Annotated in this window: 18 protein-coding genes; 8 read left to right on the forward strand and 10 right to left on the reverse strand. The window is 49.2% G+C overall.

Annotated features, from left to right (window positions below):
- Position 1: 1 nt before the first annotated feature.
- The 3 genes from BUB59_RS00240 to BUB59_RS00250 are packed head-to-tail and all read right to left on the reverse strand — an operon-like array spanning position 2 to position 3,712.
- On the reverse strand, positions 2–1,306 hold the full coding sequence (locus BUB59_RS00240) for a flotillin family protein (RefSeq protein WP_234979877.1): 1,305 nt from the start codon (positions 1,304–1,306) through the stop codon (positions 2–4).
- Positions 1,307–1,324: 18 nt separating this feature from the next.
- A complete protein-coding gene (locus BUB59_RS00245) occupies positions 1,325–2,389 on the reverse strand; it encodes an ABC transporter ATP-binding protein (RefSeq protein WP_073224499.1) in 1,065 nt (354 codons plus the stop codon).
- Positions 2,390–2,407: 18 nt separating this feature from the next.
- Positions 2,408–3,712, reverse strand: a complete 1,305-nt coding sequence (locus tag BUB59_RS00250) for a pyridoxal phosphate-dependent aminotransferase (protein ID WP_073224501.1) — start codon at positions 3,710–3,712, stop codon at positions 2,408–2,410.
- A 360-nt stretch (positions 3,713–4,072) separates the two neighbouring features.
- Between BUB59_RS00250 and BUB59_RS00255 the strand changes: the two genes are divergently transcribed.
- Together BUB59_RS00255 and BUB59_RS00260 are read left to right on the forward strand one after the other, a co-directional pair.
- Positions 4,073–4,489 carry a type I restriction enzyme HsdR N-terminal domain-containing protein gene (locus tag BUB59_RS00255; protein ID WP_073224921.1) on the forward strand — a complete coding sequence of 139 codons (417 nt, stop codon included), beginning with the start codon at positions 4,073–4,075 and terminating at the stop codon, positions 4,487–4,489.
- Positions 4,490–4,556: 67 nt separating this feature from the next.
- Positions 4,557–4,889, forward strand: a complete 333-nt coding sequence (locus BUB59_RS00260; protein WP_234979878.1) for a GIY-YIG nuclease family protein — start codon at positions 4,557–4,559, stop codon at positions 4,887–4,889.
- An 83-nt stretch (positions 4,890–4,972) separates the two neighbouring features.
- On the opposite strand, the gene xseA is transcribed toward BUB59_RS00260, so the two are convergent.
- A complete protein-coding gene (gene xseA / locus BUB59_RS00265) occupies positions 4,973–6,271 on the reverse strand; it encodes an exodeoxyribonuclease VII large subunit (protein ID WP_073224503.1) in 1,299 nt (432 codons plus the stop codon).
- Positions 6,272–6,323: 52 nt separating this feature from the next.
- On the opposite strand from xseA, the gene BUB59_RS00270 reads away from it, so the two are divergent.
- Positions 6,324–6,524: a type II toxin-antitoxin system Phd/YefM family antitoxin gene (locus BUB59_RS00270; RefSeq protein WP_073224504.1), complete on the forward strand. Its 201-nt coding sequence runs from the start codon at positions 6,324–6,326 to the stop codon at positions 6,522–6,524.
- On the opposite strand, the gene BUB59_RS00275 is transcribed toward BUB59_RS00270, so the two are convergent.
- The 3 genes from BUB59_RS00275 to BUB59_RS00285 are packed head-to-tail and all read right to left on the reverse strand — an operon-like array spanning position 6,525 to position 12,109.
- A complete protein-coding gene (locus BUB59_RS00275) occupies positions 6,525–8,246 on the reverse strand; it encodes a hypothetical protein (protein WP_073224506.1) in 1,722 nt (573 codons plus the stop codon).
- Positions 8,247–8,256: 10 nt separating this feature from the next.
- On the reverse strand, positions 8,257–11,322 hold the full coding sequence (locus BUB59_RS00280) for a glycosyl hydrolase family 28-related protein (protein ID WP_073224508.1): 3,066 nt from the start codon (positions 11,320–11,322) through the stop codon (positions 8,257–8,259).
- A gap of 58 nt (positions 11,323–11,380) precedes the next feature.
- The gene (locus BUB59_RS00285) at positions 11,381–12,109 is read right to left on the reverse strand and encodes an endonuclease (RefSeq protein WP_073224509.1); all 729 of its coding nucleotides are present in this window, start codon (positions 12,107–12,109) and stop codon (positions 11,381–11,383) included.
- Between the two features lie 96 nt (positions 12,110–12,205).
- Here BUB59_RS00285 and BUB59_RS00290 point away from each other — a divergent pair, with 96 nt between their 5' ends.
- Positions 12,206–13,504, forward strand: coding sequence for a bifunctional folylpolyglutamate synthase/dihydrofolate synthase (locus tag BUB59_RS00290; RefSeq protein ID WP_073224512.1), 1,299 nt, complete (start codon positions 12,206–12,208; stop codon positions 13,502–13,504).
- 87 nt (positions 13,505–13,591) lie between these two features.
- On the opposite strand, the gene BUB59_RS00295 is transcribed toward BUB59_RS00290, so the two are convergent.
- Complete coding sequence (locus BUB59_RS00295; protein WP_073224514.1) at positions 13,592–14,146, reverse strand: hypothetical protein; 555 nt, start codon at positions 14,144–14,146, stop codon at positions 13,592–13,594.
- A gap of 234 nt (positions 14,147–14,380) precedes the next feature.
- Here BUB59_RS00295 and BUB59_RS00300 point away from each other — a divergent pair, with 234 nt between their 5' ends.
- Genes BUB59_RS00300 through BUB59_RS00310 form a run of 3 tightly spaced genes read left to right on the forward strand, consistent with a single transcriptional unit; the run spans position 14,381 to position 18,053 of the window.
- Positions 14,381–15,883, forward strand: coding sequence for a FecR domain-containing protein (locus BUB59_RS00300; RefSeq protein ID WP_073224516.1), 1,503 nt, complete (start codon positions 14,381–14,383; stop codon positions 15,881–15,883).
- 14 nt (positions 15,884–15,897) lie between these two features.
- Positions 15,898–16,866: a DUF6175 family protein gene (locus BUB59_RS00305; protein ID WP_073224518.1), complete on the forward strand. Its 969-nt coding sequence runs from the start codon at positions 15,898–15,900 to the stop codon at positions 16,864–16,866.
- Positions 16,866–18,053 (forward strand): hypothetical protein, encoded by a 1,188-nt coding sequence (locus tag BUB59_RS00310; RefSeq protein WP_143160150.1) that lies wholly within the window; start codon positions 16,866–16,868, stop codon positions 18,051–18,053. Before BUB59_RS00305 ends, BUB59_RS00310 begins: the two co-directional genes overlap by 1 nt.
- Positions 18,054–18,148: 95 nt before the next feature.
- On the opposite strand, the gene BUB59_RS00315 is transcribed toward BUB59_RS00310, so the two are convergent.
- Together BUB59_RS00315 and BUB59_RS00320 are read right to left on the reverse strand one after the other, a co-directional pair.
- Positions 18,149–20,422: an aconitate hydratase gene (locus BUB59_RS00315; protein WP_073224522.1), complete on the reverse strand. Its 2,274-nt coding sequence runs from the start codon at positions 20,420–20,422 to the stop codon at positions 18,149–18,151.
- Positions 20,423–20,524: 102 nt separating this feature from the next.
- On the reverse strand, positions 20,525–21,733 hold the full coding sequence (locus tag BUB59_RS00320) for a hypothetical protein (protein ID WP_073224524.1): 1,209 nt from the start codon (positions 21,731–21,733) through the stop codon (positions 20,525–20,527).
- 82 nt (positions 21,734–21,815) lie between these two features.
- Here BUB59_RS00320 and BUB59_RS00325 point away from each other — a divergent pair, with 82 nt between their 5' ends.
- The gene (locus BUB59_RS00325) at positions 21,816–24,335 is read left to right on the forward strand and encodes an ATP-dependent helicase (protein WP_073224526.1); all 2,520 of its coding nucleotides are present in this window, start codon (positions 21,816–21,818) and stop codon (positions 24,333–24,335) included.
- The last annotated feature ends 97 nt before the right edge of the window (positions 24,336–24,432 follow it).

Here is a 24,432-nt window from a genome sequence, read left to right on the forward strand (position 1 = left end):
GCTATTTAGACAGCTTTTCGTTAATATCCATCAGGTACTTAAGACCTACGGCGTCCATAGCGGTGCTACCGCCCTTACCGTCTGCACCACCCATCATGATGGAGGGTACCAGAGGATGGCTGGACTTGGCCAGAGCTTCTGCCACGCCTACCTTAGTCTTGTATGCCCATTCGGCGGCTTCCTGCGGAGTAAGACCTGCCTGGACCTTGGCGCGGTTGGCTGCAGCTTCTGCTTCACCTTCGGCGCGGATACGCTTTGCATCTTCAATAGCCTTTTCTGCAGCGAGACGTGCCACTTCCTTTTCCTTCTGGGCATTCAGGATGGCCACATCACGTTCCTTTTCGGCCTGAGTCACTTCGCGGATCTTCACCACTTCCTGTTCGGCCTTTTCCTTAGCCACCTTTGCCTTACCTTCTGCTTCGGCGGTAATGGCCTGCTGCTTTGCGGTTTCGGAGGCGGTACGTTCGGCTACGCGCTTCATTTCACGTTCCTTCACGATGTCCAGCTGCTGCTGGGCCTTGGCATCCAGCTTAACGTTCTGGATTTCGAACTGAAGAATGCGGATGTTGTACTGCTTGAGAGCGGATTCCTTGATAAGCACTCGCTGACCCTGGGCATCCAAAGCTAGCTTGGTAACAGTATATTGCTGGCTTTCTGCCTTCTTGGTGACTCTTCCGGTGGAATCCACTTCGTCTTCGCCCACTTTTTCTTCGCGAATTTCAGTGGTGGTCAGGTATTCGCCGTAGATGAGCTGGTCTTCTGCCAGACGGCGGAATTCTGCAATCTTTGTGACCTTGGCTTCTTCTGCGGTAAACAGCGGAGCGGTCTTACGTACTGCGGAAAGAACTGCATTACGGACGAGTCCGTGTTTCAATTGACGGTCGCCGCGTTGGTCCATATGGATCTTGATCAGTTCTTCGCAAACGGTGGGAAGCTGATACTTGAGGTAGCCGGAGATGTCTGCGTTTGCGTTACGAGAGAGGGTAACGGAAATGTCATCTTCGTCGGTGTCATCTCCTTCCCAAGACTGTCCCTTCACCTTTTCGTTAGAAGAATTGAAGTAGAAATCCTTGGTGCGGTCGTATTCGTAAATGGTTCCAAAACCCTTGAAGTAAAAGCCTGCATGGTCAATACAGGACATCTCGCCAAACGGGCTCTGCTTCACCAGAATCTGGGTGGCGGAGTTGTATCCGAAAATGGAGCTCCAGAGAACCGCGATTACGATAACGATGAAAATCGTCAGTGCAATGGTAAGCTTGTGTTTTGTAGAAATTTTGTTGGACATCTCGTAGATTTTTCCAGCCACTTTGTTTCCTCCTATTCTTTAGTCTGCGAGAACCTGCAGGTATTGCGGTTCCATGTACAGCTTGACCTGGTCGCCGGGATTGTAGATTTCATCGGGGTCGGTCATGACGCGAAGCTTGAGACTTTCTGCGTTACCAACTCCGGGGAGTTCTGCAATCAGTTCCCAGTAGTCGCCGCGGAAAATGCGTTCCAAGATTCGGGCGTCAAAAACGTTGTTGTCGAAGTTTTCGCCTGCAGTGCAAACATGGATGTCTTCCATACGGATGGCGATGCCACCTGCAGCCCACTGCGGGTCCTTTTCAAGCACCAGTTCGCCAAAAGCGACTTTTGTTAGTTTGTCTGCAATTCGTTCGCTTTCAAGGATGTTGCATTCACCCATGAAGGTTGCCACAAAACGATTCACCGGATGCTCGTAGACGTCCTCGGGAGTGCCGTCTTGCACGATGGCGCCTTTGTACATCACCAGCACGCGGTCGCTTACTGCAATCGCTTCGTCCTGGTCGTGGGTCACCATAATGAAAGTAGTGTCGGTCTTCTTCTGGACTTCCTTCAGTTCCACCTGGAGTTTTTTACGCAGGTTTGCGTCAAGAGCGCTGAGGGGCTCGTCCAGCAAAAGGATGTCGGGCTCGTTCACCAAGGCGCGGGCCAAGGCAACACGCTGCTTCTGACCGCCGCTCAAGGTTGCGGGCATTTCGTTCTTCAAGTCGGTGATGTTCACCATTTCCATCATGGCGTTCACGCGTTTCTCGATTTCGTCCTTAGGTACCTTGTGGCTCTTGAGGCCGAATGCGATGTTGTTGAACACATTCAGATGGGGGAATAGTGCGTAACTTTGGAACACCGTATTGATGGGGCGGTGCGCGGGCGACCTGTTAGAAATAACTTCGCCACTAAGAATCACTTCGCCTGCGTCGGCCTTTTCAAAACCGGCGATAATACGGAGGAGCGTGGTCTTTCCGCAACCGGAAGGACCAAGCAATGTGACAAACTGACCGTCTTTGATGAATACGTCAATTCCCTTGAGCACGGCCTTTTCGCCGAAGCTCTTGGAAACATTCTTGACTTGAAGATCGAAAGATTTCATCTTAATACTGCCGCGGAATTAGCTGTGCAAGTATTCGATGATGGCGTCGTGGATGGTGGTGAACACGCTGCGCAGTTCCTTTTCATCTTCTTCAAGGAGCGTCACGCGGAAGCCCTTGAGGTCGGTGCAGAAACTGGTGCTAGGCACAACGCAAATTCCCTTTGCGCCCAACAGGTAGTACACGAAGCGGTAGTCCAGGTTATCAGTCTTGGAACACCATTCTTCCACCTTGGCCTTGATGCGAGGATTGTCAATCTTCATGGTCTGGTGCTTGTTCAGAACGCCTTCACGGAAGATGATGGTGTTGTAGAATGCACCGTAGGTGGGGTTGAAATACAGTTCCGGAATGTCGGAAAGGATTTCGTTAATGATGGCGGAGCGACGGCCAATCTTTTCGTTAAGAGCCTGGCGGTGTTCCATAAAGCGAGGATCGCCCAGTACGCGAGGAATGGTCATCTGGGGGAGGGTGGTGGAGCAGACTTCAACCATCTTGGCGTTGTCAAGAGCGCGGCAGAAGGCGTCGAACTGTTCGTCCTTGTCGCGGTTGTAGTATTCTGCCCAGCCGCAACGTGCGCCCGGCCACGGATATTCCTTGGAGATGCCCTTGAGAGCGATAGCCGGAACGTCGCCGATGTATTCGGCCAGAGCGTAGGCGTGAGCTCCATTGTAGGTAATCTTGTTATAGATTTCGTCGCAGATAATGAAGAGGTTATAACGCTTGGCGATATCAACGATCTTCTGCAAAATTTCCAGCGGGTAAACCATGCCGGTGGGATTATCCGGATTCAGAATCAGGATGCCAGCCACGTTGGGGTTGTACTTCACCTTGTTTTCAAGTTCTTCCAGGTCCGGATACCAGTGGTTTTCGGGCTTGAGGCTATAGGTAATAGCGGGAGCATGAGCGTGGGCAGCTTCTGCAGAACTGTGGGTGCTGTATGCCGGGGAAGGTCCGATAATGCGGGTGGTCATGGACAGAAGGCTGTACATGGTAGCGATTGCATCGCCAAGGCCGTTGAAGAACAGAATGTCGTCGACGGTAATCTGAGCGCCGCCCAGCTTGTTGGTTTCCTTCACCAGGAATTCGCGGGTTTCCAGCATACCCTTGGACGGGCAGTAACCGTAGCTACGGTTGGTCTTGGAAAGGTCCACAACGATGTCCTTGATCCATTCGGGCACTTCGCACTTCTTTTCAATGGGGTCACCAATGTTTTCCCAGTGGATGTTCGGCATGCCCAGCGTTTTCAGAAGGTTCGCCTTCTTCACGATCTCACGGATTTCGTAAGACAGTTCCTTGGCGCCATCAGTAAGCAAACGCTTTCTCATTTTATACTCCTGTATCGTATTGAAAATTCAAATAATTTACCGTTTAATAATAGATAAAATTTGATTTTGAATTTCCTTTGGTTTCGGGTTTTGGTTTAAATTCGGGTAAAACAAAAAGGGCTGTCCTTGCGGGACTGCCCTTTGAATTCCTTTTTGTCTGCTTCGTTGTTTTTGTTCCACAGACCTTTACAATTCCTGAACAGTCGCGCATGATTTAACACAGGCTCGTGCTTCCGCCGCGCCTGCCGCAATCGCTGCTGCGATGATGATCTGTTCAAAGATTTGCTTCATGGCTCAAAATATACTTTGGGTATGGGGGGATGTCAAGACATGGTGCCGAACTTTTTTATTTTTCCGCTCATGGCTAATGAAACCTTATTTGATCCCATCCGCAAGAAGGATGTTCCTGCGACGCCCGAAGAACACGTCCGTCAGGCTACCATTCGATACTTGTTGGAGCAGGTTAAGGTTCCGGAGCATTTGATCGCGGTGGAGTTCCCGCTAAATGCGGTGGACCCAAAGACTGATGACCGCGTGGACATTATGGTCCATAACTTTCGCGATGGGGCTACCGTCGAGAAGCCATGGCTGCTGGTGGAATGTAAAGCTCCTGGGGAATACAACTGGCCCTCTCTCCAGCAACAGCTGAACAAGTACCTACAAATCCTGACACCTGTCTACGTTATGCTTTCCCTAGGTGATGCCGTCCGCTATTTTAAGCTGGATGCCACTACCAAACGTTTTGTAAAAATCGAAACACTGCCCGTGTTTCAGTAACAGCTTGTCATCTCCCGCTCGTTTCGTTCGTCATCCCCCGCTTGACGGGGGAGCTAGCTGTCACATTATGACGTTTGAACTTTTATATGTTTTGCGTATGAAAGAAAACAGCATAACTCCTTATGTCACATATATAATGGCGAATTCTACAAATGCGGTTCTATATGTTGGTGTTACGAATGATTTGAAGCGTCGTGTTGTAGAGCACAAGTCGGAAATAAACGTCAAGGGCTTTACAGCAAAGTATCATGTAGATAAGTTGGTATACTTTGAAGAATTTCAATCGATTACGGATGCTATCGCTCGGGAAAAACAATTAAAGCATTGGAATCGTCAATGGAAAAATGCTTTAATATGCAAAATGAATCCTGAATGGAATGATTTGTTTGTTGGTGAGTAATGCTAGATGCCCGGTCAAGCCGGGCATGACAAAATGCTAGCCTAGCATGGCCAAATGCAAACTAGGCGCTTTTGTAAGTTGTTTTACTGCACCACGGAGGTGACTTCGCCGTCGTGGAATCTTGAGGTTAGCTTATCGCCGGTTTTTAACTGGCTTGCGCTACGGATGAATTTTCCGGAGGCGTCTAGAGTGAGGGAATATCCTTTGGCAAGAATGTTTTCGGGATTGGCTGCATTGACCTTTGTTTCTAACAAACTAAATTTTGCCTTTTCTAGATCAAGAATCTTGCGGGTGCCTTGCCTTAAACCTTCACAGTTTCGGTCTAGGCGATCTGTTTCGCTGCGAATGATGTACTGTAGATCACGCTTCAGATTGTTTCCGCAAATTACAAGCGTTGTTTTCTCGCCTTGTATCTTTCCCATGACTTTCTGTTGAAGGCTATTTGCTACGGAAGTCAAGTTCTGCTTGTGTTCAGCGATCATGTCCTTGGAATTGTTGGCAATGTCCTGTGCGGTACGGACCAACGCGCTATAGCTTTCCAATACGCGGTCAATTAAACGTTTTGCTGTATCCGTCGGGGTAATGCAATACTGGTAGGAAACTTCGTCTAGAAGGCTCCTGTCAATTTCGTGGCCGATGCCTGTAAATACGGGAATGTGATAGTTGGCAACTGCACGGCACAAGGCTTCACTGTCAAAGAAATTCAAGTCTGTCTTGGAACCGCCCCCGCGGACAATGCAAACCACGTCCAGAGATTCATCTTCTGCCAGCTTTGCTAAAGCCGCAAGAATGGAAGGTTCCGTTTCGGGACCTTGCATCTTGGCGTAGACGGTCACAACTGTGAAACGGAAGGGGGATTCCTCCAACTTGGTGGTGAAATCCTTATATGCCGCAGTACCTTCGCCGGTAATGAGCCCCACGCGCAAGGGAACTTCAGCCAGTTCCAATTCCTTGTTCTTTTCCAGCAGTCCTTCCAGAGCAAGACGCTTCAGGATGGCCTGTTTGGTGAGGGCCAGTTCGCCTACGGTGTAAACCGGATCAATATCGAGAATTTGGGCTTGCAGCTTTCCGTAGGGAACATACAGTTCTGCCTTAATCAGAAAACTGACTTTCAACTGGTCCTTCAGTTCAAAGGGCTGTCCGCATCCCGCAATCTTTGCCTGGATGGCCGCAAATCGGCCTGCGAAACAGGAAAGATTCACTACAGCAATGGGCTTGACATTCCCTTCTTCAAAGTCCGCAATAGTCAAATACAGAATGTTGGGCTTACGGGTAATTTGGGTAATTACGCCACGAACCCAGACGGCGGGGGTTTCCTCCACCCTCCTTTTCAGGGATGTCATGTATTGAGAGACTGTATAGGACTTGATTTCAGGTTCCATGAGCGGAATATAACTTTTTTGGATTCTCAAAAAAGCTATCATTATTTTTGTTATGGCAAAAGTTGTATCCGCAATGGAAGTTCGTCAAAATTTTGGCAACCTGTTGAATCAGGTTGCCTTGAAAGATGAAGAACTTGTGATTGAAAGAGCTGGCAAGCCTTTAGCTCGCCTGGTTAGCGTTCATGCTGCTACTTCAGGCAAGCTGGACTTTCGCGATATTACGAAACTTCCCAATCAGATTTGGGAAGAATAATTACTTCGCCCTAATCTTTACGTTCAGAGTCACTCGCTTAGTGGGGTCCGCCATACTCTGGGCGATGAGCTCTGCTGTGTTACCTGCAGCATCGGGCTGAACAATCAGATATTCAGAGGACAGTTCCTGTTCTCCGCTATCATTTGATTTACAGCTGTTGACGGAATACTTGTTGTTGATGTAGTTCAAGGATTCGCAGGGGACGAACCAGGAAATATCCTGGCCATTGTAATCGCCCCAGCTGGAGCCAGCCTTGAAGTTCATGATAAACTGGAATTCGTCTAGACGCAGGGTGTCGCCAACGGTTGCTCGAATGTTATTACTAATGGAATCGTCTTCGGCATTATAGAAGTCCATAGTTTCCAAAATGCCAGGCTGTTGAACTAGGGTGTACAGCTGCAATACATAACGCAAGCTGTCGTCCACCTGAGCCAGAGGCTTGGAGTTGGTTCGGGTATAATGCAGGTAGAACGGTCCTTCGGGCATATCGCTGGCTACTACAAAAGAACCACCGTAGACGCTGTTGATGTCTTTCTGGGACTTCTTATTCTTATCGAGAATTTCAAGCTTTACTGGACTTGTGACGTTGTTTTCGTCATAGTTCTTGATCCAGTGTTTCACCAGAATGGAATCGCCCTTCTTGTAGTCGCCAATCCAGATGAACTGTTCCTGGTAAATATCGTACTTGGCTGCAAGATTTTTCGGGCGAGTTCTTTCGTATGTTTCGCCAGGATAGTGAATGGAATCCGGATGGGAGAAGTATTCTCCCTTTTCCAGTTCGCGAGCAGAAGTCCTAGCTTCAAAGAATGCGTAGGGACCAGTCCAAATGCTAGCGAAGTTCGTGGGCTGAATGTTCAAGTTCCAGGTGATGGAATCGTTAGGAATCAGCAAGGTATCCAGGCTGCTTTCAGATGCGCCAATGACTTCATCTCCATTAGTAAGTTCATAGCTTTTAACGTTGGTTCCCTGTGTGGTGACATTCACGCTATAGCCTTCGGTGGAAGAGAACTGAAGGGCAATTTTATCAGGGGCTTCGTCAATGAGGACGATGCCGCGGAGAGAATCGTTCATCTTCATCTGGAAGGGTTCTTTGGATCCTGTATACTCGTAGTAGGTTGTATCTATCAGAACCTTTACGCGAAGGCTAGTGGAATCCGTAAATTCGCCTCCGATTTCCAGATAGTAGTGCTGGTCCTTAAAGGCGACAAATTGGTTGGAATCCTTGAATACGCCATCTTCGCCAATGCCGAGACTGGGAATCATGAAGTTCACGAAAGCGGAGTCCTTTCGACCGTCTCCCTTGGAAACTGCGGTAAGGGCGCGGAGGTAATCACCGAATTCATTTTTGACACGGATGGTGTCATTTTTCATGTTGTAGGTGGATGCGTAAACGCGAATGCGGGTTCCCTTAGGAAATTCTCCCAGGTACATGGGGAAGTTTCTGTCTAGACTATCTACGTAGAGAACGCTGCTGTCCATCTTGGAACTGTCCCCATGGAAGAGTTCCACGTAGATTTTCATGGTGTCCCCGATGCTTACGGTATCCTTGTAGTTGATGTCAGCACGATCGCTTAAGGAGGTGCTGGACTTGAAGGATGCTACAGAGGAACTGCTATCGGCTTCTTCGTCATTGCTGCTGGAAGAGCCGCTATCGCTACAGGCAGCAAGCAAGGTAAATGCTGCCAAACTAAAAGTGCCAAGAACGAGTTTCTTGAAGTTCATGGATAATCTCCTAGTTCAGGATGTAGAATTTCTGTTCTGCGTTAAAGGCTTCGCCATTCACTTTCAAAATGTACTTTCCGGTGGGGAAGGCTTTTGCCTTGAACTTAAAGTTGATTTTCTTTTCGCCGTCCATTTCACGTGCGGCAACCGTAAGCATTCTCTTGCCGAATTCGTTGACGATTTCAATCTGGACGAACTGGGGGTAACCAACGGTTAAGTCAAAGTTGCAGTCCAGGGAGAACTTGTCGATGTTTACCTTGGAAAGGGTGTAGCCGCCATCCATGGATTCACCACCTACGGAACGGCTGTTGTCGTAATAGCCCACGAAAAGGCTGGGGGCCAACTGCTTGCCCGTGTTGCCAGACATGATGAAAGATTCCGTAGTGTCTGTTGCGGTGAGAATCAAGGTGTACAGCTTGGAATCATGCTTGCGCTTGAAGAATTCCGTAAAGGTGGGGGTGCGGAGGAATGCTCCCAGGGGTGCCTTGGGATTCAAGGTGATAATACCCAGGTAGTCTGCGAACTTTGTATCCACGCCACCACCGGAGTTTTTACGGATGTTGAACTGTCCGCCAGGCTGGGGAAGATTTGCGGGCGCATTTTCCCAAGTCAGTTCGTAGTCAGGCCAATCCACGCTTAACTTCTGATCACCGTAGTTCATGTTCTTGGAAGTTTCCTTCAGACCGAAAATATTCAGCTGGATGGGCTTCTTGACGGAATCCGGATCGAATTCCAGTTTGAGAGCTACGTCAAACAAAGGACCAGGCAGTGCGGACAAGTCAAATTTCAAGTAGATCTTTCCTGCTGCGCCGCTTCTGTTGGAAAGCTGCAACGTGGGATCCGTATTGTGGGGTGTGTAGTTGTCAAATTCAGAAATCCAGGTTGCTGCACCTCTACCGCTGGGAATGTTGTCGCCCGTATGGTCCATGGTGGTATAGCGCTTGTCAAATACGTAAATGCGGCTGGTATCGGAACCGGTGGAATAACCGTCATCGCCAGTGAAAATCACGTTATAGCGTCCACTTGCGGTAAAGGTCATGTCGGTTTCGTATTCCGTAGAGTCGGAAATAATCACCTTACCAGGACCGGAGCCCTTCTTCCATTTGACGGGAACTTCGCAGAGACCGTCCCCGCGGCCATCGTCCTGGATGGAACCGAAAATGTGGAGCTTGTTGGGCTGGACCAGCAACATTTCTTCGTGAATGGTGGCGATGGGCTTTTCGTTAGGACCTTGCTTGGGGGCGTATCCCACGAAGAGCGGCAGGAAGGAACCGCCTTCTTCACGCTGGGTCAGGTCCTTGCCGAACAGGGACTTGATCTTGGATGCGGGGCGGGATTCTTCTACAATCTTGTAGAAAGGATTTCCGCGGGTAAGAGTCTCGCGCAGACCTGAAACGGAAAGTCCGGAATTGTCGTTGATGAACAGCGGGCGATCCTTGGCCTTGTCGCTGGCGATGACTTCTACGCCCACCAGCTCTGCGGATGCCTTGTTGAAGTTATGGAGAAGGGTGTTTCCGTCCTTGGCGGTTAGACCGAGAATCCAGACGGTGCCTCCGTTATTGGAAATCTTCGGACCCTTGGTATCGCCGGTCATGGACACCTGACGACCCCACAACTTCTGGTAGTTCAGCTGAATCGTTCCGATGGAAACGTCTTCCATAAAGACATCGCCTGTACCCACTTCGTCAGTTTCCAGGGACTTGACCATCATGTTCTTCAACAGAATGGTACGTGTGGATTTCTGGATGATGCCGCTACCGAATTCGGAGAAACGTTCAATGGTCAATTCGTTGAATGCGCCCTTTTCTACGATGAACTTGCCCTTACCGTCGATTCGACCTTCGATACCGAGAATTCGACGCACGCGGTTACGGATGTAGATGTCGCGGTTAATGGTCCAGCGACCTCCGGGAGGGAAGTAGATGGTTTCTGCACCGTCGTCGATTGCTTCCTGAATTGCCTTGGCATCGTCAGAACCTGTGTTCATCTTGCCGCCGTAGTCGCCTACGACTGTCACCCAGTTGTCTGCCTTCTGTTCGGCGAAGTTGGGCGTTTCTGCGATAGCGATGCGCATGGACTGCTTAGGGCTGTGGCAAAGTTGCTTGCTTTCCTGGGTGGAAAATTCGAAAATTTCAGAAGTGCCGATGTCTTCGCCAACACCCTTGATGGCTGAGCGAATCTTGGTCTTATACTTGCTTACCTTGACTCCACGGGCAAAAATGTGATGGTCTACAATAATGGCGGTGGTGGGCTTTGCATTGCCCTTACCCGGATCGTATTCGAAGGTACAGTCTAGCAACGTTAAGATTCCGTTCTGTCCGTGAGAGTATACTGCGGGAACCTTTCCCTTGAAGCGAAGGGCGCGGACCGCCAGATTCATGTCTTCATTTTCCAGACCATATTTCGTCTGGGCATTTAAGGTCACATGTTCCATAGTGACGGTATTCTTTTCACCCTTGGTGTAAACACCTGTGGAGAACCCGCGGATTTCCACGTTCTTCAAAAGCAGGGGACCAATTCCGTCGTCATGTCCCAGGTCGATGCCGTAAACACCGGTAGTATCTCCGGAATAAACCTTCACGTTGGTGATATTTCCCTGGAAGGAGGCATTGAAACGGATTCCGATGGCACCGGGATTGCCTTTACCCGTACGGATGGTCAAATCACGGATGGCGTTACGAATGCGGGGCTCCGGACCGGCACCTGTATAAATAACTGGCTTGGGATAGTCTACGTTGTCAAAACCATAGGTGCTGTCTGCCAGCTGGATGATGGTTCCGCCAATACTTTGACCCTGCAAGATGGTTCGTCTAGAGTCGGTACCCTTCTTTCCGGTTTCAGGCCAGGTCAGCTGGTCGTTTACCTTATAGATGCCATGGGGAAGGTAAATGATGAAGTCACCATCCGGATGGTCGTTCAAGGCCTTTTGAATAGCTTCGGTATCATCCGTCTTACCGTCACCCTTTGCAAAATAGGGGTCTCTTGTGACGTTAATGACTTTTGCGCCCAAAGGGAATTCCACCTGGGCGAATGCAATTGCAGAAAAAATAAGCGCTAAAATAATCGAGCGGGACATAAACACCTCTTACCCTAATATTAACAAATGTATACAAATCCCGTGGAAAGTGTGTAATTTATTGCTTACATTTCTCGTGTACAAAGGGGTTATGATCGCCTTGAACTTTGAAAATGCGACGATCCCTCTCACATTCTTTGTCTGTAACGGGATACATCTTGTCCCAGGCTTCGAATAACCTACGGTCCTGATTGGATAATTTCACTCCGTAAGTCTTTTCCATGTAAAAACTGGCTCGTGCTACGATACCTCTTGCTTCTTCCCGGGGCTGGGCTTTTTTCTCCTTGAAGTCTACAATGGTTTTGCAGTTTCCGTACATGGGCGTGGGATTGTTGGTCCACTGGCTGTACATGAAATTGTTGCGATCTCCGTTCACTTCTCCAATGGCGGGATAGAGGTTGTGCATGTCACCTTCCATAATCTTGAAGGTGGTATCGTTGGCGCTGCAGTTCTTGCGGCCTCCTTCTTTCCAACATGACAGAAAATGACCCATATTGTGGGCAGTAACCATATGCTCCCACTCGATGCGTTCTGCTCGCTTTGTGCTTTTGCGGTTAGGATTGTCTCGAGGCTTAAAATCGCAACTGCTGAAGTCCACATTTTTTTTATCGTCGTACTTGCAGCCGCAATAGAGGGTTTCTTGAAGTTCCCCGTAATAGACTCTACGTAGCTGCTTGCTAGCATCCCTGTAATTATAGTGTTGGGGTGCTGCCGTAGGATCAACCTTGGCAAAGCTGACCTGAGAAATAACCAAAAGTGCTAGGACAATGAAAAAACGTAGTTTCATGGACCGACCTGATGTAAAAAATGATGTATATGAAAACTAGATTTTTTTTGAAAATGGGGAATGAACGGTATTATTCCATATTGCTACATTTGAAATATGCAAAACGCAGGAATGGAATACTTGAATTCCCGACTGATGTTCGGGATGATGCCAGGGCTCACCTCCACACGAATGCTGTGCGACGCCCTGGAAAATCCTCAGAAAAAGTTTAAGACCATCCATGTGGTGGGTACCAACGGGAAAGGCTCTACCAGCTATTACCTGTCGGGTATTCTAAAGGCGCATGGCTTTAAAACTGCTCTATACACTAGTCCCCATCTGGTGAGCCTTCGGGAACGAATCCGTGTGGATGATGTTCCTATTTCCGATGAGGATTTGGATCGCTATCTCCTGCAGGTAAAAGACGCTGCTGACAAGGTGAATGCTGGCCGTGACGCATCCCAGCAGATTGAACCTACGTTTTTTGAAGTCTTGACTCTGGTGGCGTTCCTCCATTATGCAAACTCCGGCGTGGAAGTTGCCGTGCTGGAAGCAGGAATGGGCGGGCGTCTGGATAGTACTGCTGTCGCCAACGGTTCTATGGCGGTTGTGACTAGCATTGGCCTGGAACATACGGAAGTCTTGGGCCCGACGGAATCTGCCATCCTGAAGGAAAAGATGGCGGTGCTGGGGGAGGAATCCCTGGCGGGAAAGACGTTCGTGGTGGGCGGTCTCTCTCAGGAATTGCTGCTTGAAGCCCGACAGTTTGCCTCTGATCGCGGTGCAGATTTTGTTGTACCTGATATTCGTAAGGATGTGACTCTCCCGAATTTAGGGCAACATTACGTAGAAAACGCCAGCCTTTCTCTGGCTGTTGCAAAACAGTTCATTGGATCTTCCTACGATGACGCTCTGGCGATCCGCACGTTGTCCACTCGATCTTGGGCGGGCCGCATGCAGACTCTTACCGATGCCTTTGGCAAGGTCCGTTATATTCTGGATGGCGCCCACAATTCCCATGCGGTAAAGCGCCTGGTGGAAACACTCTCCAGGTACTATCCCCAGCAGAAATTCCATTGCGTGTTCGGCGCCCTGAAGGACAAGGACGTAGGGGAAATGCTGAAGCTGATGGGTCCCCATGTCAGTCATTGGCACATCACGAAAACGCCCTATCCAAGATTCCGCGAGTTAGACGACCTCCGTAACCTTCTGGCGGGCCTAGGCTTGAATGTGGCTACCGAGGGTGAACTTTCCCGTAAGTATCTGGACCAGGTCCTTGCTGAAGCAGGGGAAGCTCCAGTCCTGATTACAGGTAGTCTCTATATGATTGGCGAATCTGTACAGGCGTTGAAGAATGACTATGAAGGACTGGCTTTCTTCCGCGGGTTGGACCAGACCACCAACGAACACCGCTAGGAAGTTCTTTTAATACTGGACGTAAAAAGAAGAATCCGCTTAACTAAGCGGATTCTTCTTTATTCTGCGGAATATGTAGAACAGAAATTACTTCATGTCCGGATCATTTTCCATTTCGTCGTAAGCCTTCTTGGCCTTGGCGCGGATCTTGTCAGCTGCTTCGCCGGTGATCTTGCCTGCGTTGGTCAGTTCCTTCAGGTAGCTGTCCACAACGTCGGTCTTGACGGAGACCACGCCGTAGATGCGGTACTTGCCTTCTGCAGTGGATTCCATTTCCAGGTCGTTCATGGTTGCACCGCTGAGGTGGATCTTCACCTTGTTCTTGGAGGTGCTTTCGAAGTGTTCTGCGAATTCGTCACCCACTTCTTCCTTGAAGTTCTTTACCATGGCCTTGATGTAGGAATCGATGGACTTTGCCAGGTCTACACGGGCGTTCTGGTCAGCCTTTTCCATAGCAGTCTGCTGGTCCACGGATTCGCCGATGCCGAGGCCTGCTGCAGTGCCGTCATTCCAGTATGCCTTCTTGACGTTCTGCATCTTGAGCAGCTGGTTCACAGCCTTTTCCTGCGGGGTCTCGCCTGCACAGCCGACCATAAAGAGTGCTGCCATAGCAAAAGCGATTGCTGCCATGATCTTCTTCATAATATTTTCTCCTTGTTGAGTTCCGTTTGGCAATTTTGCCACTTTTTGATAGAAAAATACGATTTTGAAATGAAAAAGTCAAGCAAATCACCACTATATGGTTATAAATGTGAGATTTATCTCATGTGAGGAATGTCATACTCGCGTTCGCACAACATAATTATAAATTTGTATGAGTTTGTATGACTTTGGGTGAAATCGTTTGGAATTGCGATAAACCGTAGTTAGGTGATTATGAAGAGAATTTGCGTATGTGTGGCTGCCTTGTCCATGTTGTTCTGCGCTTGTCAGGACAAGGATGCTGCATCCCAAAAGAAAATTGAGAAAAGTTCGGAAGTTTCTAAGCCTAAAGAGGAAAAAGCGAACTTTTTGACGAAAGTCCGCAGTAGAATTGGTGAAGCGTTTTTGCTTAAAGGTGGGATGGGGGATTCCTGGACGGAGGTGAAAACAGGGATCAAGGTGATTGAAAATGATCGCCTTCGCACGAAACTGGAATCCGAAGTCCTTTTGGCTGTTCGGGATGGCTCTATTCTAAAGATCGATGAAAATTCCGATGTTGCATTAAAAACTGAAAAGGGCTCTGATGGCCGCAAGGCGTTCCTTGTGAATGTAAACGAAGGTACTATTCATTTCGATATTCAAAAACAGAAGGATAACACCTTCCGATTTAAGACCGGGACCGCAGTGGTTTCCATTCGAGGAACCGCTGGTTTCGTAGGAAACATAAAGGGAAAGACGGTTGCCTCCTTGAAGGAAGGTAAGGTGGATGTGGCTGATTCTTCCGGTCGTACCAATCCCATTGAACAGAACCAGACCATTCTGTTGGATGAATCCGGTACGGTGCAGAAGATAGATTTGGCTTCTTCCGGTACAGAATTCCTTGCCAAGGCTTTGGATTCTATTGCGCAGGCAAGTCCCGAAGGTGCGTCTGTGGACAATCTGGAAAAGTCCTTGAAGGACTTTGATCATACTTACGTGAACCATCAGGACGAATTCAAGAAGAAGTTGAACTTCAGTTTTACGGAATCCATTCCTGACACCATTACAGAAAATTCCATCACCCTTGTGGCTAAAGTTACTCCGGGCGTGATTGTATCGGTGTGGGGAGAACAGGATACGGTGGGTGCAGACAGCATTTATCGTAGATCCTTGAGCTGGGATAAAAGTGCTTACGGTGTAAAACGATTCCTGCTGGGTTGTAGTGATGGAACTGTGGATGTACCCTGTGTGGATAGCGTAATGACTACGGTGTATGTTTCTACAGGTGATGAAAATGAGGAAGATGCAGAAGAGGTTGAGGATGAGTCTGAAGAAGCCTCACCTATAGAAAACATGAAGGTGGATTTGGGAGATTCCCTGGAAAGAATTCACTTGGATCTGCCTGCTACAAAGCTGGATACTGCTTTGATGATTAACCTGGATGGCGTATCAAATGCTCAACTCAAGAATGTTGAATCTATTATGGTCTATCGTGGATCGAAGGTAATCAAGGCCATTAGTGGCACGGATGTAAAGGCCCTTCCTCTTAGAATTCCCGTATCCATCGCCCGTAACAAGATTGCTAATTTCAAGGTTGTGGTTACGACTAAGGACGAACAGACTTACAGAAGTGAGAAAACTTTTGAAGTATTCTGCCTCACAGCAAATCATCCTGGTGGAAAAGCTCGAAAGAGAATTCGCTCCCTGGCTGAAGAATACAAACGTCTCGTGAAACAGAAAAAATTGACTAAGGAATAAGAAGAAGAGGTTTAATGATGAAGAAGATTTTTGCAACGCTTACTGCATTAAGTGCTTTGACTTTGATGTCCTGCGCAGGAAGCAAACCGGAACAGAAGGATTACGATGCCGCCCGTCGCGATGTCCAGGCCGCTTACTCTGAAGTCCAGTATGATGAAGATGGCTCTGTGAAGTCTGAAATTCAGTCTACGGAGGCCACTCCCTCTATTCAGCTTTCTTCTGCTAAGTTTAAGACTACTCCTACGGTTCTTGTTGCTCCCGCCCTTACGGGAAAAATGAACGCCAGTATTGATGTTATCCGCAAGAACCCTCTGGCAAAGACTGCCATGGAAGTAATCAATGCTTACTTGACCAGCAGGGATTATAAGGTTGTTGGCCTCGAAAGCCAGGCACAGCTGGACGAAGTGGTGGAACTGCAGTCTTCCATTGCCGGCAATGATGAAGACTTGGCTTATGTGGCTGGTCTCTCTGTTGGTGCTGACATCAATATCACCTATTCCGGCTCCATTCAGGAAAATGACATTGTCATTGACTTGAATGCCAGCGAAGCTTCTACGGCGAACCTTCTGGCTAGTGAATCCGTTCGCATGAAAAATGACGGGAATGAGTCTCAGCGCGCTCTGGTTCAAAAGTGCATGCAACAGGCTATTGTTGGCCTGGAAAATAAGGTCCGCGAGAAGTTGGCTGCCCAGCTGGAATCTGGAAACCAGTACAAGGTGGTGGCTCACTTGACGGGTCAGTTTACGGATGATCAGGCAGAAGAGATCTCCAATATGGTGTCTACCCAGATTCGCAAGAAGTTCAGTAAGATGCAGGTGATTTCCATGAGCCGCAACACTTACGACTTGATGTTGACCGTGGATCCGGAACAGTACGAAGATGCCCAGATGGTTTACTCTGTCTTCTATGATGGCTTGAATGGTCTTGCCAAGGTTCGCAAGCAGAACATAACCAAGAAACTGATCATCCTGGAAATTCAGTAATGAAAAAAATGATGCAATTTTTAACAGCAGTAATGCTTGCTCCTGCCATGGCGTTGGCCGCCAACATGGTGACTTATACGGCGACTTCTAAAGTGTCCCAGAAGGATGCGGATAAGAAGGCTATGGAAGGTGCCGCCATGCAAATCAGTTCTTCTGTGAAGGCTTCTATGGAAACCGTGAAGACGGAAGATAAGAATGGTAACGTTCAGTCTACGTATTCTAGCAAGAAGACTGTTGAAAGTAATGTTTTGCTGAAAGGTGCAAAAATTACTGTAGGACCTAAGAAAAATGGCGAGTACACCTCCACAGTTTCTGTGGATCTGGACCAGCTTTCTTCTGCTATTATTGTTGACTTGCAACAGATGAAAAAGCAGGCTAAGTCGCTGGATTCCTTGATTCGTGACTGTATGCTGGATCGTGATTACCGCCGTATGACTATGAATATGTCCCAGCTGGAAAAATTGACAGATGCCTATAGCGATCGCTTAAATGACCTGTCCTACTTCCAGACGGTAAGTCAGGATATGATTCTTGAATCAACGCTTGCGGAGCTGTCTGATTTCTTGATGGAATCTATGCAGACGGTAAGTATTAAGACTAACTTGACTGATAAGGCTCTGGTGGTAACCGTAAATGACTTTGCGGGACCTATCGAGTATTTTCCCATCACCTTGACTCAGGACAGGAAAGATCTCCTGACGGATAAAACCAACGTGGATGGTAAGGTGGTATTCCCCCTGAAGGACGTTATGAAAAATAAGCCTAGCGGCGAAGTGGTGGTCCATCCGGATATGAACTTTAAGTTTGTGCGACAGTCCGCTCTTGCAAATAAGACGGTAAGCTATCAGTCTGAAAAGCAGGGATGCAAGTATAACTTCAGTTGTCTGGGTGAAATTGCCGAATGCGGTGCCGTCCAGAAATTCCTGGATGACGCTGGCTTGAACGTTTCTTCTGAATATGGCTTGCCTGAACTGGATGCGGTTTTGACATTCTCCGACAAGCCTAATTCCGCTAAGACTCTCTACACGTCCAGAGGAACCATTGCCATTCGCTATGGCTCCACTGAAATGGTGGAACAGGTCCAGGGCGTGGGGAAAGATCCTGAATCCGCTCACATTCAGGCTGTGAAAAAGCTTCCTGCCACAAAAATTCTGAATACTTTTGCTACTAAGGGTTGCACAAAGTAATTCCTGATAAATTTTTAGAATGACAAAAAAGTCCTGGGTTTTATCCCAGGACTTTTTTGATGAATCGCTGGCTATTTCTAACCAGCGGGGTTCAATTACTTATTGTTCTGCTTGATCAGGTTCAGGGCAGAACCGGCCTTGAACCATGCCCACTGCTGTTCGTTGTAGGTGTGGTTCAGCTGGATCTTTTCTTCAGAGCCGTCCTTGTGGTGGATAGCGAGGATCAAGGGCTTGCCCGGAGCAAATTCGGTGAGACCGAGAATGTCGAACACGTCCTGTTCCTGAATCTTGTCGTAGTCGGCAGGATTTGCGAAGGTGAGAGCAAGCATGCCCTGCTTCTTCAGGTTGGTTTCGTGAATACGAGCGAAGCTCTTTACGATCACGGCCTTGACGCCCAGGAAGCGGGGTTCCATAGCGGCGTGTTCGCGGCTGGAGCCTTCACCATAGTTTTCGTCACCGATAACGATGGAGCCGATGCCCTTGTTCTTGTAGACCTTTGCAAGTTCCGGAACTTCCTTGTAGGAACCGCACTGGCAGAGAACCTTGTTGGTTTCGCCGTTGAATGCGTTTACAGCGCCGATCAACATGTTGTTGGAAATGTTTTCCAAGTGACCACGGTAGTTGAGCCACGGACCAGCCATAGAAATGTGGTCGGTGGTGCACTTGCCCTTGGCCTTGATCAGGATCGGAGCGCCCATAATGTCCTTGCCGTCCCATGCTGCAAACGGAGCCAGAACCTGGAGGCGCTTGCTTTCGGGGTTGATGGTCACGGTGATGGAGGAACCGTCTTCTGCAGGAGCCTGGTAGCCAGCGTCCTTCACGTCGAAGCCCTTAGGCGGCAGTTCGCACTGTTCAGGAGGATCCAGCTTAACAGCCTTGCCTTCCATGTTAGTGAGAGTGTCGGTCATGGGGTTGAAGCGGATGTCGCCAGAGAGGGCGGCAATCACAGCCATCAGCGGAGAAGCAACGAAGGCGTGGGTGTTGGGGTTGCCATCAGCGCGCTTTGCAAAGTTACGGTTGAAGGAGTGAACGATGGTGTTCAGTTCCTTCTTGTCGGCACCAGCACGGTCCCAACGGCCAATGCAAGGACCGCAAGCGTTGGTCATGATGGTTGCGCCGAACTGCTTGAACAAGTCGATGAGGCCATCGCGTTCTGCAGTGTAACGGACCTGTTCGGAACCCGGGTTGATGATGAGCGGGCACTTGGGGGTAAGACCCTTGGCCAGAGCCTGCTTGATCATGCTTGCTGCCATGAAGAGGTCTTCGTAGCTGGAGTTGGTGCAGGAACCGATGAGAGCTGCAGAAACCACCGGAGTAGATTCCGGCTTGGCTTCAGTAGCCTTGATAGATTCTGCCATGTCGGTGACGGCGAATGCGCGGTCCGGGCTGAAGGGGCCATTGTAATGGGGAACGAGTGTGGAAAGGTCGATTTCCACAACGCGGTCGAAGTACTTTTCCGGTTCAGCTTCAACTTCCGGGTCAGCCTTCAGGTGTTCTGCAATCTTGTCGGCAGCGGCAGCAACGTCTGCGCGGCCAGTGACCTTCAGGTAGCGGCTCATGGAATCGTCGTAGCTGAAGGTAGAGCAGGTTGCGCCCACTTCTGCGCCCATGTTAGCGATGGTTGCCTTGCCGGTAGCGGAGAGGCTGCGTGCGCCTTCGCCGAAGTATTCGATAATAGCGTTGGTGCCACCCTTAACAGTCAGGATGCCAGCCAGCTTCAGGATAATGTCCTTAGCGGTTGCGAAGCCCTGGAGCTTGCCGGTGAGCTTCACACCGATCAACTTGGGGTACTTCAATTCCCAGGGGAGGCCAACCATGGCGTCCACAGCGTCAGCACCGCCAACGCCGATAGCCAGCATACCGAGACCACCTGCGTTCACAGTGTGGGAGTCGGTACCGATCATCATGCCACCGGGGAATGCGTAGTTTTCGAGAACCACCTGGTGAATAATGCCTGCGCCCGGGAGCCAGCAGTCAATGCCGTACTTGGCGGAAACGGACTGGAGGAAGTCATACACTTCCTTGCTGTCGGTCTTTGCCTTGGGAAGGTCAATTTCCACACCTTCCTTAGCGATAATCAAGTGGTCGCAATGTACAGAACTTGGAACAGCGACCTTGGATTTTCCAGCAGTTGTAAACTGGAGGAGGGCCATCTGGGCGGTTGCGTCCTGCATGGCGACGCGGTCTGGGTTAAATTCGGCAAAGTCAGTACCACGAGCATAGGTCTTGGATTCTGCGCCAGCGATCAAGTGGCTGTACAAAATCTTTTCGGCCAAGGTGAGGGGGCGGCCCAGCTGCTTGCGGGCTTCTGCCACACGACCGGGGATACGGGCGTAGGTGGCCTGAATCATGTCGAAATTAAAAAGCATAGTTACCTCTGTTTGATTTTAACGGCCAAAATTTAGAAAAATGAAAAAATCGGCCGGGGATATCCGACCGATGATTTACAAAAACCATGCCAAAAGAGCTTCTTACGGATTTTCTGGAACAGCTATGGGGGTAAAGGAAATGTTGGTGATCTGATGGCTCTGGACTTCTCCGTAGCAGCAGGGGAATTCTTGCTGGAGAATAGGACTTGCTTCCTTGGAGGTGACTGCGTCCAGTGTGATGGTTACCTGAAGGTTGTATTCCTTTCCGATTTCCGCATTGCTACAGGTTCCCTTGGTGGTAACAGCTTTCTTGCTGTCGTTAATCAGAAGGGCGTAATTACATTCCTTTTCGGCCTCAGGATCTTCGTTTACAGCTAGGGACATGTCCTGAACCTTCGCCTTGAATTCAAGGACGATAGATTCCCCGCAGGTAACGTCCTTCCTGGATTGCTGAGAGGCGGTCATCAAATAGATGGGGGAGGTGCAGCTGGATCGCATTACCTTTACGCCGGGCTGGAACAACTGGAGAATGTTGAAGTTCCCTAGTACTGCAGGAGTGCAACCATCAGATGCTTTCTGGATTTCCTTGGGTGTATTGTCCTGATTGAATGCCAAGGCTCCGCAGAAAGACTCGCTTAGTTCCTTTATCTGGAATTTTTCGGTATGGGCGCTGTCCATCTGGATAGAAACATCCAGTACACCGCCGTTTCCTTCTTCACAGCAACAGTCGGAACATCCCATGTTTTTCAGGGATGTTTCGTAGTAGGGCTTAAATGTGGTTCCCGTTACGGTTCCGTTCATTTCAGAAAGCTTTTGAGTGCTTTCGTTCACGACAATTTTATTGCCGGTGGTGTCCTGAATGCATTTTACCTTGGCAATGCTGGTAGAGCCTACTGTCCTGAATTGGAATCGAGAACCCTTTTCCGGAAGTGTTGCCAGGGTGGCGCTTGCATAAAGAACCGTAGAATCTGGGTTTTCTGTAACGTTGGCGGTCCACCAGATGTCACCTCGGGTGAATTCTGCTATTCTGGAATTGAGCTTTTTATACTCTTCTACGGTGGGAAGTCTGTATCCTGTAGGGCAGGCGCTGATGGCGTCCATCCAGGTGTAATGATTCTCGATGACTTCGTTTATTTCCTTGACCGTGTCCGCCAGGGTAATTAGACGTGCCGTTGCTAAATACTGAGTAAGGGTGTCCTTGACAACGGGAGCATTGCCGTTGGAGCTTGATGTTTTATCCGTGGATGTCTTATCTCCGCATGCGCAGAGGCAGAGTGCTGCGGCTAAAGAAATGAGATGTATTTTTTTCATAGTAGAATTTCCAATTGCTCAAAATATAACAACAATACTTTTTCTATCTTCTGCTTCCTAAAAAGTAGAGGAGCAGTTTTTTATGGCAAATATTGTGGATGCAGGGGTCCTGGACAGGGAATTGAATGCCGAACAGGCCGCTGCCGCAAAGAAAATCGACGGTCCTATGCTGATTCTTGCTGGCGCAGGTTCTGGAAAGACCCGTGCCATCACTTACAAGATTGCCCATATCGTCTCCTGCCATAATGTGGAATCCGACCGAATTCTGGCGGTGACCTTCACCAATAAGGCTGCCCGCGAAATGAAGGATCGTATCCAGAAACTCCTGGATGCACGACTGAATTTCAGCTGGATGGGAACGTTCCACTCGGTCTGCCTCAAGATGTTGAAACTTTGCCTCTCCAAGGAATCTGTGGTGGCCGCCATGTCCGATTCCACCGGCAAGTGGTTTGACGGCAACTTCTCCATCTATGACGATGACGACCAGAAACGCATCCTGAAGGAAATCATGAAGGCGGACAACGAAAATGTGGAAGCCTCCGACATTAAGAAGGTCCATTCCGCGATTTCCCGCTTCAAGAATACGGTTCTCTATAAGGGTGGATTTGCAACCCTGCAGACTCCGGAAGTGGCCAAGGAACGCGCTGACTATCCCGACGAAGAACTGAGAGCCAAGTATTATGGCCTCTACCAGAAGAAACTCCGCGAATCTAACGCCATGGATTTTGATGACCTGCTGTTTAACACCGTCCTGATGCTGCAGCGCCAGCCTAAGCTGGCGGAACAGTTGGCCCAGCGTTTCAGGTATGTAGTGGTGGACGAATACCAGGATACCAACGACGTTCAGTACGAGTTGCTGAAACTCCTGATCAATGACCAGCGGAACGTGACCGTGGTGGGCGATGACGACCAGAGTATTTATGGCTGGCGCGGTGCCAACATCAAGATTATCCGTAATTTCCATCAGGATTTTGCTCCTGTGACCGTGGTAAAGCTGGAACGTAACTATCGCTCTACTTCCAATATCGTCCAGGGGGCAGGCTCTGTCATTGCTCATAATATCCGCCCCGAGGGTATGGAAAAGGTGGTGTTCTCCAAGGAAGAAGCAGGTGAACTGATTCACGTCCGTAATTTTATGGACGATCGCGGTGAAGCTTCTGCCATTGCAGATACCATCGCCAAGGCGGGTCCTGATTTCTATGCCAAGACAGCAGTGTTTTATCGCACGAATGCCCAGTCCCGTGCTCTTGAAAAGGCTTTGAATGATCGCCGTATTCCGTCTGTGATTTTCGGTGGAACCCGGTTCTGGGACCGCAAGGAAATCAAGGATATTCTGGCCTACTTGCGTCTTCTTTCCAATGATCGTGACGATGCCGCTTTCCTTCGCGTGATCAATACGCCTCCTCGTGCCATCGGTAAAACCACCGTGGAAAACATTCTTGAAAAGGAACGTATGGGTGAAGGCTCCTTCTGGGAAAATCTTCTGGAAGAAGCAAATGGCTTAAGCCGCTCCGCTCCTAAGCTCCGAGGCTTTACGGACTTGATCCTTACCTGGAAGGACTTAATCAAGTCTGGCGAAACTCCGCTGCCTATTCTTGCCGAACGCATTATCAATGACATTGGCTATAAGGAATTCCTCCGTAAGGAAGACGAAATTACCGCTGATGAGCGCATTGGCAACTTGGACGAAATGGTGAACGCCATTCGTGAATTTGACGAAGATCATCCGGGTGCAACTCTGGAGGCCTTCCTTCAGGATATTTCCCTCTTGACCGATGGAGACAAGAAGGTGGATACCTCCAAGGGACTTGTAACCCTCATGACCATTCATATGGCCAAGGGCCTTGAATTCAATACGGTCCATATTGCAGGCTGCGACGAGGAAATCTTCCCTCTGGTTCGCGGCGGAATGATGGCGTCTTCCCAGGAAATGAACGAGCAGATGGAAGAAGAACGCCGTCTGTTCTACGTGGGATGTACTCGTGCGGAAAAAATTCTGTACCTGTACCATGCTGAACGTAGGTTCTTCCAGGGTAATATCCGCCCCTTCGCTCCTTCCAGATTTTTAAAGGAATTGGATCCTTCCGTAGTGGACGTTCAAGAATCCGGAGGCTTTGGCGATAGTTTCAACGATTTCAATCAGGACTATCCCCGTCAGGGCGGTTTCTCCAGACCCATGCGCCCCTCTTTCCCGTCTTCCTCCGGCTCCTCTTTCCCCAGACGTCCCAGTCCCTCCGGAAATTCTTTCTCCGGCAGGTCCAGTAGCTTTGGAAACAATGGCGGAAACAGCTTTAACAACGGCTTCAACCGTCCGGCCCCCGTTCCGCCTTCCATCCGCAAGAATGACCGTCGCATTGTGTTCAAGAATCCGGTGACGGTTCCTAATCCCGCTGCGAAACCCTCCGGTCCTCGTGTGGTCTTCGATGAATTTAGCGAGAATCCCTTCCAGAATGGGGTGAAGGTCCGTCATTCAAAGTATGGCGTTGGAACCGTCATGAAGTGCTACGGAACCGGCGACAATGCCCGAGTGGATGTGGTTTTCGGTGATAATGTCACAAGAACCATCATCTTGAAGTATGCTGCCCTGCAAATCGTGAAGTAATTTTTTAGGGGCTAGGGGCTAGGATCTAGGGGCTAACCCTATACCCTATCCCCTGCACCCTGTACCCTATTTTGCAAACGGGTGTTGACATTTTTCT

Origin of the sequence: Fibrobacter sp. UWEL (assembly GCF_900142535.1) — a bacterium.
GTDB lineage: Bacteria > Fibrobacterota > Fibrobacteria > Fibrobacterales > Fibrobacteraceae > Fibrobacter.